The 12,943-nt window shown below is 46.7% G+C and carries 7 protein-coding genes; 3 read left to right on the plus strand and 4 right to left on the minus strand.

Annotated features, from left to right (window positions below; genetic code table 11):
- Positions 1 to 699, plus strand: a complete 699-nt coding sequence (locus tag IPJ02_10825) for a hypothetical protein (GenBank protein MBK7376027.1) — start codon at positions 1 to 3, stop codon at positions 697 to 699.
- Positions 700 to 713: 14 nt separating this feature from the next.
- Here IPJ02_10825 and pdxA read toward each other — a convergent pair whose 3' ends face one another.
- Complete coding sequence (gene pdxA / locus IPJ02_10830) at positions 714 to 1,814, minus strand: 4-hydroxythreonine-4-phosphate dehydrogenase PdxA (protein MBK7376028.1); 1,101 nt, start codon at positions 1,812 to 1,814, stop codon at positions 714 to 716.
- A 303-nt stretch (positions 1,815 to 2,117) separates the two neighbouring features.
- Positions 2,118 to 4,157 (minus strand): T9SS type A sorting domain-containing protein, encoded by a 2,040-nt coding sequence (locus IPJ02_10835; GenBank protein MBK7376029.1) that lies wholly within the window; start codon positions 4,155 to 4,157, stop codon positions 2,118 to 2,120.
- A gap of 341 nt (positions 4,158 to 4,498) precedes the next feature.
- Between IPJ02_10835 and IPJ02_10840 the strand changes: the two genes are divergently transcribed.
- On the plus strand, positions 4,499 to 6,817 hold the full coding sequence (locus IPJ02_10840) for a T9SS type A sorting domain-containing protein (protein MBK7376030.1): 2,319 nt from the start codon (positions 4,499 to 4,501) through the stop codon (positions 6,815 to 6,817).
- A 41-nt stretch (positions 6,818 to 6,858) separates the two neighbouring features.
- The gene (locus IPJ02_10845; protein ID MBK7376031.1) at positions 6,859 to 11,400 is read left to right on the plus strand and encodes a T9SS type A sorting domain-containing protein; all 4,542 of its coding nucleotides are present in this window, start codon (positions 6,859 to 6,861) and stop codon (positions 11,398 to 11,400) included.
- Here IPJ02_10845 and IPJ02_10850 read toward each other — a convergent pair.
- Positions 11,314 to 12,072: an NAD(P)-dependent alcohol dehydrogenase gene (locus tag IPJ02_10850; protein ID MBK7376032.1), complete on the minus strand. Its 759-nt coding sequence runs from the start codon at positions 12,070 to 12,072 to the stop codon at positions 11,314 to 11,316. The two genes, IPJ02_10845 and IPJ02_10850, sit on opposite strands and share 87 nt — an antisense overlap.
- Before the next feature lie 38 nt (positions 12,073 to 12,110).
- The gene (locus IPJ02_10855) at positions 12,111 to 12,773 is read right to left on the minus strand and encodes a class I SAM-dependent methyltransferase (protein ID MBK7376033.1); all 663 of its coding nucleotides are present in this window, start codon (positions 12,771 to 12,773) and stop codon (positions 12,111 to 12,113) included.
- Between the last annotated feature and the right edge of the window lie 170 nt (positions 12,774 to 12,943).

Consider the following 12,943-nt stretch of genomic DNA (forward strand, 5'->3'; position numbering starts at 1 on the left):
ATGAAAAGACCGATCCTTACCTTATTAATATTGTGTGCGTTGACACCGGTTATCTCAACAGCGCAGGATGTTACCCAGCTGGTGGAAAAAGTAAAAGCCAGGATCGACGGGGTAAAAGATTATACGGCATGGGGTAAGATGAAGACCAATGTCAGTTTTTTAAAAGTGCCGGTGGCAAACGTGGTGATCTGGTTTAAAAAACCCAACCAGTTAAGAATCAAGAATGAAAAAGGCATTTCATTTGTGCCAAAGGGTGCCGTCAGCATCAACCTGAACAATGTGCTGAGTAACGGCTCATACACCGTACTGGATGCAGGGATTGATAAAATAGCCGGCATCCCGGTAAGGGTTGTGAAATTATTGCCCTCGGATGATAATGCAGATGTGGTGTTATCCACCTTGTATATTGATGAATCCAGGCAGGTTATCCTTAAGACAAAAACAACTAAAAGAGACAATGGCAGTTATGAACTGGAGATGAGTTACGGAAAATATATTTCGTTTGGCCTGCCGGATAAGATCGTTTTTTCCTTTAATACCAAGGATTACAAACTTCCCAAAGGAGTGACCTTTGATTTTGATGACGGAACTCCCGTAAAACAGGATACAGAAAAAAATAAAAACAGGAAGGGCCGGGCGGAAATAACCATCAGCACGTACACGATCAATAAAGGGTTGTCTGATGATGTTTTTAAATAACGTCGTTTACCGCATCATTCCGGTATATCGCTGATCTTTTCATCCACTGCATTGGCGATCACGACCGAGCTCATTTTCTTCAGCGGGTTTTTGTGCTGCTCGTCGTATTCATGCCGGCCCACAATAATGTCAATGCATTTATAGATGGCTTCCCGGAAAGATGATTCATCCGCCTTGCCCTGGCCGGCAATATCAAAGGCTACGCCGTGATCGGGAGATGTCCGCACACCCGGGAGGCCCGCTGTATAATTCACGCCTTCACCAATGGCCAGTGATTTAAAGGGGATCAGGCCCTGGTCGTGGTACATGGCCAGCACCGCATCAAATTTTTCATGTTGACCTCTTGCAAAAAAAGCATCTGCAGAATAAGGCCCAAAGCAGAAAACATCCCGGTACTTTGCTTCTTTAACGGCGGGTTTAATGATCTCTTCTTCTTCCTTACCGATGAGCCCCTCATCGCCGGCATGTGGATTTAAACCCAGTACGGCGATCCGGGGTTTGTTGATATTAAAATCCCTTTTCAGTGAATTGCTGATGACCTGCAACTTGCTGATGATGCTTTCTTTGGTAATGGTTTGCGCCACCTCTTTTACGGGGAGATGTTCGGTCAGTAAAGCCACCCGCATATTCTCGGCGATCATCATCATGGCAACATCGGCCGTACCGAATAGATTTTTCAGGTACGGGGTATGCCCCGTGAAATTAAACTGCTGCGACTGGGTATTGTTCTTATGGATGGGTGCAGTAACCAGCCCGTCGATCTTTTTTTCTTTCAAAGCCAGTGCAGCAGCCGTCAGACTTTTTATTGCATACTGCCCTCCAATATCATTTAAAATGCCGGGGTTGATATTCACTTCTTCTTCCCAGCAATTATACAGGTTCAGTTGTTTGTGATTGACACGCCCCAGGTCCTTTACACTCATGAAATTCAGATTATAACCCGGAAGGCTCTTCCGGTAAAAATTCAGCACTTTATTGTTTGCAAAGATCACGGGTGTGCAGATATCCAGTATGCGGCTATCGCCCAGGGTCTTTATCAACAGCTCAATACCAATACCATTTAGATCCCCGCAGGTGATCCCGATAACGGGCTTGTGTTCTGTAAATGCACTCATATGTTTATCTGTTAAAGGGTAAAAGTACAATTTATTGGATTAACCATTTACAGGACCTGCTGCGGGGTAGTGTCCTATTTTGAATGATTGTCATCCTGAGCCTGCCTGCCGGTAGGCAGGGTACGAAGGATCTCCTGATCAGGATCGTTTGTTTATCCTGAGATGCTTCGTTCCTCAGCATGACAGATCACAAAATATTCAAAATAGGACACTGCCTGCTGCGGAGTACCGGCTGGATATATCATAAAACAACAAGGCAGCCATTGGGCTGCCTGTATTGTGTTTATGATCGGGGTTAGTAAACTATTGTTTGACGAGGCGCACTGTTTTTGGAGATCCACCCGGGGCGTACACGGTAACATGATAAATACCCCTGGTCATGGCGAATGTATTTATAGTAACCTGGTTGGCGCCGGGTACCAGTTGTGCTGCCTGGTTCCGTAAGATCCTGCCGGTAAGATCCGTGATGATGATATTCGCCTGTGATCTTTCAAATGCATCCAGTCTCAGTACGGCATTCTCTTTTGTAACGGGGTTTGGTGAAATGCCCAGCAGGTCAACTCCTTTGGTTTTCAGAACCAACTGGATCGTGATGCTGTATGAGGCTTTTGCATCGGCATCGGTCATTTTAATGCGGTAATAGTTGATGCCGTTCTCTGGCTTAGCATCCGTATAGTCAAACGGCTGGCTGCACCTTGCCTGGCTGGCCGTAATGCTGCTAAGGCCGGTAAAGTGCTGTCCGTTGGTGCTCCGCTGTATCTCAAAAGTTACACTGGCTGAAGAACAGTTTGCTTTCCAGCTGAGTAAATGTTTCCCGTTCTGCTGCACTCCCTTAAAGTATTCCATGGTGATGGGCAGTACAGTTACCGGGGCGCTCGTGATGTAAAAACCAGAGAAACTTGTTACCGGTACGACCACTTCCCACCAGTTGCGGGTTGCATTCCAGGTTACCGTAAAACCGCTGGTGGCTGTTGTAAAATCCTGTGATGGCCCGGTATAGTTGGTTGGGTTGGTACCGGTACCATGAAATTGCCTCAGCAACAGATTGCTGATACCGGTGGCATCTGCCGGGCCGGTCGGTAATAATTTGAATCCGCTGTCGGTCGCTTTTGTATTGTAGTTGTTAAACTCCGTTTGGGTATAATATAATGTAATATTAGCGGTTGAAGTGGCAGGATAAGGATTGAGCAGGGGCTCAATATCATATTTCCTTGCCAGGTACAGGGAAGAAGTTCCCATTTTGTTGGCGCCGGTATCCAGTTTTACACAGGTGAATATTGAATTGCTTACCGGGGAAACGCCGGCAGGGGTAATGGTAGCAATAAGATTGCAGTTGCCATCGCGGTACTGGGTGCCCGAAGGCGACACACTTATGTTCTGGCATACCGGGGCACCACCGGCTGCTGCGGCCAATATATACGAAGCCGGGTCAACGGTAACTGTAACGGTGGTATTACCATTGTTTCCGTTTGCTGGATTTACAGCACTGACCGTATAGGTAGTGGTAATGGATGGAGAAGCCACCACCGTTGCGCCGGTTGTTGTATTTAAACCCGTTGCAGGTGACCAGCTAAAGTTTATGTTATCCGGGGTAAAACGGTAAGCATCCGGCATACCGGTCCAGGTAGTTGTATTATTTCTCCCGGTTGCAACCGAAGCAACGGTGCCGGTACTGTTTTCAATGCCCTGGGCCTTGGTTACAGCTGTATTGGTACAGCTTGTTGTATGGATTTCTATGACATTGGTTGTTTCGTGTAAAACAACCTGTACGTCGGCCGTGGCCGAGCCACTGAAGAACCGGATATTGCTGTAATCAACTACAAATTTTCTGTTTGGTGCGGTACCTACCTGGAAATATTGCAATACGGCAGGATTGGATGCTCCGGCAAAAGTCAGGTCACAGGTAATTGCATGAATAACATCATTGGGTGCAAAGGAATTTGGCAGGTTAACCCCATACCCCGTGGCCGTGGAATTGCTGCTGCCCAACCCGATCCACCCATTGGTACTGATGTTTACTGCATTGAATGTATTGCCATAAAAACGGAAAGTAAAGGGGAGGGTTATATTATCCCAACGGCCATCATCGTATGTTCCAAAACTTAATGGCTCCAGGATGCTGTTTAATTGATCCACCAGTATGTTCGTTGCAAAAAGTGTCGGGTCGTATGGGTTATTTGCAATGGGGGAAACCGAATAGCCCAACGGGGTTGCAGAAGCAGTGATGCTCACCGAATTTCCGGAACAGATGCTGGCGCTGGATGGATTTGTTGTGACAGTAAGCTGGGCAAATGAAAACATTGCCAGGCAAACAATTGCCGCTGAAAAGCAGAATTTTTTCATATGAATCTGGATTACCCTTGATCATGGATAGAACGGGTAACGTGAAAAAATATTGCAGTATACACACGGCCCTCATGTATAACCCGGATAGAATAAATGGCTTGATCGCAACCGGCTGCCAAAATAAAATGTTCGTCACTGGAGGGGAAAAAATGGGTTTTCAAGCGGGGGTTCACGGTAAAATTACTGCAAAACTTACGTGGTAATACCCGGTCGTAATTTCTCAACGCATTTGTAGAAAATAAATTACAGAGATTTGACAAAAAAAGCAATTTACAACAGCGTAAATACGTTTTAAATAAGAAGCTAACCCCTTTAAAATCAGTAAATCCAAATTCGAGATGAAAAGCAAGTTCTACATTCTTACTGCTTTGTTCTTTTTAGGCCAGCATTCTTTTGCACAGCATTTTAATCCGCCGGTTGAACAAAATTCAACCGGGTACAGCGGAACCGGTGCAAACATTGATGTTGTTTTTAACCGGTGCAACTGGAACATGAATCCAACGGTATCAAAACTGGTTACCGGAACCATCACCACTTATTTTAAAACCATTGCTCCCAATGTTTCGGCATTAAGTTTTGACCTGAATAAAACTTCTTTCAATAACGGTTCGCTGGTGGTTACTTACCACGGCACCACTTGCACAAGGTCATTTCCAGTGAGCGGGAATGTGAATATCCTCAACATCACATTGCCATCAACCATTGTTACCACGGGTACACTGGATTCGGTCAGTATCACATATTCCGGAACACCGCCTGCCGTATCCGGACAGGCAGAAGGATTCCAGCGAAAGCAGGATGGCCTGGGCAACTGGTACCTGTACTCTTTATCTGAATCATACGAAGACAGGGACTGGTGGCCATGCAAGGCAGATATGCAGGACAAGATAGATTCGATGGATATCAATGTTACTGTTCCGTGGACCGGTACCGATACATTCTGGGTAGCCGCTCCGGGGGTGCTGGTTGATTCGGCCATAAACGGATCCAACCGTACATTCAGATACAAACACAGGTATCCCATTGCATCATACCTGGTTGCACTGGGCGTTGCGAAATACAAACGCTATTACCGCGGCACGGTAAACATCAGCGGTATCAATGTACCGGTTGTGTATTATATTTTCCCCGACATGGCTGCAGGAACTGTTACCACGGCACTGAGCCGTATGGATGTATCCAAGACCGAGTTGGTGGAATTCAGCAACAAATACGGGCCTTATCCATTTGCCAATGAAAAACATGGCTATTACCAGTTTGGATGGGGCGGGGGTATGGAGCACCAGACATTTTCTGCCATGAGTTCGGGCAGCATGACCAGCTGGTCGGTAATTGCACATGAGTTGGGCCACCAATGGTTTGGCGATAAAGTTACTTTTGGCACCTGGAACCACCTGTGGCTCGCAGAAGGGTTTGCAAAATATTCTGAAGCCCTGGCAGCCGAACTGGTTCCGGCGCTCGGAGTAAATCCTGCTACCCATTTATCGAGTGTTAAAACAACAGCAAGATCAACCAGTACTACTCCTGTATTGCTAAGCGCAGCAAGTATAGCCAGTTCAAATACGATCTGGACGGCCAGTAATGATAATGCGGTTTACATGCGTGGATGCATGATCGTTTCCATGCTGCGGGCCATGCTGGGCGATACACGGTTTTTCCAGGGATGCAGGGATTATCTTTCTGATCCGTTGCTTGCCTATAAATCCGCAACCACGGCCGACCTGCAGCGGAATATGGAGAACCAGTTATTTGGAGTGGACCTTACACCTTTCTTCAATGCATGGGTGAATGGTTCAGGAACCCCGAGCTATACCGGTAACTACTTCATCTCCGGGAAAAAGATCCAGTTCAGGTTAACACAAACAAGAAACCCGGTTGGTAATCCCTTTATGCCCATGCCGGTGGTGATAAAAATAGCAAATGCTGCAGGCACCTACGACACCAGCGTGGTCATCTACCATCATTCTGCTTCGCAACTGGCATACGCAGGAACCTGGGAGGGAATAGGAACGATCGGCCAGGATTATATCACGTATGATCTTTCCTTTATTCCGGCTACTATAACTGTTGACCCGGATAATAAAACGATGGCAACCGGGACACTAACAAATGTTGGATCACCCCTGAACAATAACAGCATCAGTTTTTCGGCAACCAAAACAATTACCGGCAACCAGCTGAATCTTCAAATGGCAGCCAGCGAACCGGTGAATAAAGTGATCTTATTAAAAAGTAAAAACGGGACCGATTTTACGGAAGCAGGGTTGATGAACCAGGTAAACAATCAGCCAAACAATTACCGGTTCACCGATGTGCTTCCATATCCGGGCTTTACATTCTACCGGGCTAAGATTTATTCCGGCGGAAATGTACAATACTCAACGATCATAAAAGTGCAGGAAAAAATAAATAATACCATTACAATATCACCAAACCCCGCGACCGATGTGGTAAATGTGAGTTTTACCAATAATGCAGCAATCGGAAAAGTAATTGTACGTGTGATTAACCCTGAGGGAAAACTGGTGATGGAATCGGCAACGAATAATAGTTTTATACATTTTGATATAAGCAATTTACCGGCAGGTATTTATTTGGCCCAGGCAGTACAAAACGGCCAGATTTTTGCTGCTAATAAGTTCTTAGTACATCATTGATGTATAGAGCTGGTTAATATCCTTTGTTAAAACATAATCCTATGAGAAAAATTTTATTCTCCATTTTGTGCGGCATAGGGTTTGCGCAAATTGCCCTGGCTCAGCCGGCTACATTTGGCTTACCCATCAGTATCGGTAGAAATAACTGTGGCCTTTCCGGCGGTACCGACTCGGTTTACTTTTTTAATTATGTATCTCCAAACCTCAGCCGGGCCTCTTTCCCAAACGGCTACAGGCCCCGGCTGAAAATAGGACCTACTTCCACCACCAACCGTTTTACGATCAACGTTTCCAGTGTGGCCTATAATCCCAAGGACCAGAAATTGTATTACCTCTGGACGAATTATTCTTTATCACCCGTACGGACCTATGTATGGCGCTGGAGGCCCGATACCACTTTTGCAACCGGAACGCCACCAACAACGGCTTACCTGGATACCCTCCACTCTTTCCCGTATGATATCGGGGGGGTGGCTTTTGACAACAACGGTATCGGATGGACATTGGAATTTCCTGCGGCACCTTGCAGCCGGGCTTTTTTAAGGCCTATTGACTTTGCAGCAGGTATTTATAATGTGGCAGATACCCTGGATTTTACAACCGGCCCGGGCGGGATCGGCGATACACTCTGGAATCCCGGCAATGGCGATATCACCATGATGCCTTCCGGCCAGCTTTACTACAACTTTGATAATAAATTATACACGCCCGACTATGGAAGTTATGGAGGACCAACCCGCCATATCAAATCCACATATATTGACTCAACCAAATTACCGACCGGCGCACCTGCTTTGGTTGGACTTGCCTTTTCCGACGGCGACATCATTTCTTCGTATACCGGCGGCTGTATTTACCGGCGCCTGAACCCGGTAACCGGGGATACCAACAATGTAAGTTATACCTATACTGCCGGTAAAGGGGTCCGTTCCGTGGATATGACACAATTGGTTTCCGGTGTGGGTGCTTCAAAAAAACTGGTTTCTATTACTCCTACAGGAACCCCGGGACAATACGATGTGGTATATGATGTGTATGTAAAAAACTATGGAACATATCCTGTAACAAATCTCCAGGTCACAGACAATCTATCCCTGATCAACGGGCTGGCGAATGTTTCAAACGTTACAGCAGTATTCACCAGCAACCCGGTAGGATTGATCTTAAATGCCGGGTATAACGGAACTTCAAACCTCAACCTGCTGAATGCAGGACAAACCCTGCCAAATTATCCTATATCGAATAATAATTTTACGATCCGCATCTCCTGCCGTTTATCTAATATAGTGGCGGGCATTGTATATAATAACCGGGCAATAACATCCGGGAACGGTTTCAATAATGTTGCATTAAGGGATTCATCTACCAATGGTAACAATCCCGACCTGAATCAGAATGACAAACCGGATGATGTAGGCGAAAGCCAGCCCACCCCGTTCGTGGTCGTTATCACACCAATAACACCGCCATGTACTGTTCTGAGTCAAACATTGTATAACCAGGATTTTGGTAACGGCGCAGGACTTAACGGCAGCATTCCTCCATCCGTTGCTGTGCCTTCTGCAAGCAGCGGCTATACAGGTACTGCTGTTGCCCCGGTGGCGATCAACCGGTTTACGGTAACCAATAATGCCTCACTTGGCAATGCTACAAACTGGGTCAGCATCACCGATCATACCGGTGGGGTCAACGGCAGGATGCTGGCGATCAATGCGGATGCTTCTTCAACTGTAATGTACAGGGATACGATGCCGGTATCGTGCCCGGGACAGCAATATTCGGTTTCTTTCTGGGCAGCTTTCTTAGGCAACACCAATTACCAGACGGTCTGTGATGGTTTGGGTGGATTTAAATATCCGCAGATATTGGTGAGGATCAGGGACCTTGTAACTGGTCTTGTTATTACACAATATACTTCCGATACGATCAAACTTAACACCTGGCTGCAGCATGGTATGAAATGGGTGATGCCCCCCGGGTACTCCAGCGTGATCCTGGAACTGCTGAATGCCGGTCCCGGTGGCTGTGGTAATGACGTGGCACTTGATGATATCGTTTATGGTTTGTGTACCCCCGACCCGTTTGTAAACCTGAATAACCCCGGTGGAACCTGCCTGGGTACATCAGTAACATTTACAGCCAACTTCTCCGACCCCGGAGTTATTCCCGGACCAAAAGACTACCAGTGGCAATGGTCACCGGCACCTGGGGCAGGGCCATGGACAAATATCATAGGCGCTACTGCCTCCACGTATATCATCAACCCGGTAACCGCTGCTGATACGGGCAGGTACTACCGGGTGATCGTGGCAGCCCAGGGTAATATAGGAGTACCCGGCTGTCAGTATATTTCTCCGGGAACCCGGCTGGCAGGGCTTGCACCTTCTTTAGCACCAACATCGGCAACAAGAAGTAAGAACAATATTTGCCCGGGTATATCTGTGAACTTAACGGTTGTAGGCGGAACATTAGGTACCAATGCAGGCTGGATGTGGTACACCGGAAGTTGCGGTACTTCGCTGGTAGGTACCGGCAGCAGTATTTCCGTAACGCCTTCTGTAACTACCACGTATTATGTAAGGGCTGAAGGCGATTGCAACGCAACAAGCTGTGCTTCTGTTACCGTAAATATTTCCTGTGATATTGATAAGGACAAGGACGGAATTCCCGACTGGGTTGAAAGCAATATGGCAGCGGCCTTCCAGGATGCCAACAGCAATGGCATCATCAATGCATACGACCCGACCTACCCGGGATTTGTAGATAATAACAATGATTACATCAATGATAATTTCCAGGCCGATGGTGATTCGGATAATGACGGGATCCTTAATTACCTGGATACAACCTTCCCCGGAAGAGTAGACAGCAATGGCGATGGCGTGGATGACCGGTTTGATACCGACCGGGATGGAAGGATAAATATGCTTGACCTCGACAGCGAGAACGACGGCGTACCCGATGTAGTGGAAGCCTATGGTGTGGATGTAAACGGGAATGGACAGATCGATAATTTCAGCGATGCAGATGGTGACGGGCTTACCGACCAGCTGGATGCCAATGCTGTTAATGCTTATAATTCCGGTACCGGTTTGGGCCGGCCCGATATTGATGGTGATGCTGTTCCAAATTATGTTGACCTGGATAGTGATAATGACGGTATTCCGGATGTTGTTGAATCTGCCGGCCCCGACGCCAACAATAATGGCATCATAGATGGTTTTGTGGATGTCAATAATGATGGCTTGCACGATGGTTATATCAATGGAACTGCGTTATTGATCACCGGCACCGATGGTAATGCCGACGGCCGGGCTGATACATGGCCCAATAAGAATCTTGACCGGGACCTGCGACCGAATGCATACGACCTGGATGCTGATGGCGATGGCATTGTGGATGTTATTGAAGCCGGATTACCCGATGCAAACCTGAATGGTATTGTGGATGGCGTGATCGGAACCAATGGATGGTCAACAACAGTATCTGCAATGGCCGCACTGAACCTGCGCAATACAGATACGAATGGAAATCCCGATTACCTGGATATTGATTCAGACGATGATGGTATTCCCGATAATATAGAAGGGATGTCTACAGCAGGATATTTATTGCCTACTACAACGGATGCCGACGGCGACGGTTTAATGGCTCCTTATGATAATTTGGCTGGATATGGCGGATCCGGAATATTTGTTTATGATCACGACGCCGATGGAACGCCGGATTACAGGGACCTGGATACGGATGCCGATGGCCAGCTGGATGTTGTGGAAGGCAATGACTTTAACCTGAATGGCCTGGCTGATGACCTGGTGACCTTAACGGGTCTTGATACCGACAACGATGGCCTCGATAACCGGTTCGACTCATTGAACTCGGTGACCAACGTGAAAGGAACATCTTATTTGATGGGAAATGGAGGAAGCTCTGTGGGTGACCCTGCCCCGGGAGCAAGATGCCCGGTTCAGTCAAAAACAGTTGGCCAGACAAACCGTGACTGGCGCTTTGTAGGTATCGTACTTCCAGTGCAGTTCCTGCAACTGAACGGTGTGCTGCAATCAGGCATTGTGAAACTGAAATGGGTGGTCATTGCATCCAAAGAAGTGGATCATTTTGAAGTGGAACGGAGTACGGATAATGCGAACTATACTAAAACAGGTACGGTATCCGGTGTGGTAAGGCTCAATGAGCAGCAGGACTTCACATTCAATGATGATGTTTCGAATGTGAACAGGGAGATCATTTACTACCGCATTAAAGTGATCGGCAAGGCCGGTGAGATACAGTACAGCAATATTCTTGTGATGCACAAGCAGGTTACACGGACATTGTTAAGTATCATGCCGAATCCAGCCCGGGAAAACGTTTCCCTGGTCTTCTTCTCAGAAAAGGAATCGGATGTTACCATCAGGCTGATCAATAATTTAGGCAAAACAGTATTGCTGCAGCATCAAAACGCAGCGAAGGGAAATAATACCCTGCAACTGGCCGGCTTAAGCAAATACGCCAGCGGGGTTTATTCCATACAGGTGTTTGTAAATGACGAAGTGATCACGCAAAAACTGGTATTGGTGAAATAATGAACTTTTAAAACTATCCCATTTACAAAAAGCCTCTTCCATCCGGAAGAGGCTTTTTGATTTCTCCCGGGTATAATCAATGACTTTATCGGATCCCAGTGATCTTACCAGGTCCAGGTTTGCTGTACTGCACACGGCTGTAACCTCAGCCCCATAATGCTTCGCTATCTGAACAGCAAACGTACCCACACTTCCGGATGCTCCGTTTATAAGCACCTTGTCCCCGGGTTTTATGCCGGCCTTTTTTAAAAAGTTTAATGCAGTAAGGCCACCAATCGGAACAGCAGCTGCTTCTTCGAATGTCATATTTGAAGGCTTTATGGCAACCAGGTCATTAACCGGCAGGCATTTGTACTCAGCATATGCTCCGAATTTTAACCCGCATGACGCAAAAACAGGATCCCCTTTTTTGAAGATACTGACTCCCTTGCCGACTTCTTCGATCACACCGGATAACTCAAATCCCAAAATCTTCACCCGGGTTGGTTTGAATAACCCGTTAAAAAGCCTTGCCAGGAATGGGTCTGCTTTCCGCATACGCCAATCCCCGGCCGTTACGGTTGTGGAATGGACTTTAACCAATACTTCATTGCGCCCGGGCACCGGCTTTTCAATATCCCTCAGTTCCAGCACATCCGGGGATCCGTATCTTTCATAAACAACGGCTTTCATTCTTTGTATTTTAGTGAAATATTGATTCATTCATGCTTTCAGAAAGTACGCCTGCACAAAACCTCTTTTAGCGGTAGTTTATTTTTTCGCCCGACAAACCGTATCACCGAGCCTAACCCGTTATGAAACAGGCCTTCGTTCAATTCAATTTCTTTTTCAACCAGTTCCAGGATCTCATAATTTGCAAAATCCGACCTTATTTCCTCCATGGAGAATAACATCCCAATATCTTTTGGCCCGCCAACCCGTTCGTCCCTCGCGATGTAGTCAATGTGTTTTTTACTGAACGCTTCAAAAATGACCAATCCACCGGTACGCAGGTATTTGTCAAGTGTTTGGTGGTATATTGATTTAATGTCTGCCGGAAAGTGTGCATAGATCAGCGCAATTGCATCAAATTGCCCGGGGGCATAATGCAGTGCCTGCAATTCACCAACCTGGTAGTCAATCGTCACGTTATTGGTTTCAGCCAGCCGGAGGGCCTTTTTTTTGCCTTCTGTGCTTATGTCAAATGCTGAAACGGTCCAGCCAAGCCTGGCTGCAAAGACTGCATTCCGTCCTTCGCCTTCCGCCGGGAAAAGTATGTTGCCGGCATGCAGATTCTCTAATTTTTCTTTTACATAGTTGTTCGGTTGTTCGCCATAGGCAAATTCCTCTTTACTATACCTGTCATTCCATCTTTCAGTCCAGCTGTCATTCATATTTTTACCTGGTTTGTTGTCATACTAATTTACCGCTGATGCCCGGGGCATGTTAAGGTGGGGGATGGTGGCGGAGTCCACCCGGCCCGGGAATCCAATAAAGTAACAAAGTTATTATTTAAAGGGGAAAGCCTGCCTGTAAACGATCGTTTCAGCGAATGTTCATTATT

The organism is Chitinophagaceae bacterium (assembly GCA_016710165.1).
In the GTDB taxonomy this organism is placed as follows: domain Bacteria; phylum Bacteroidota; class Bacteroidia; order Chitinophagales; family Chitinophagaceae; genus Ferruginibacter.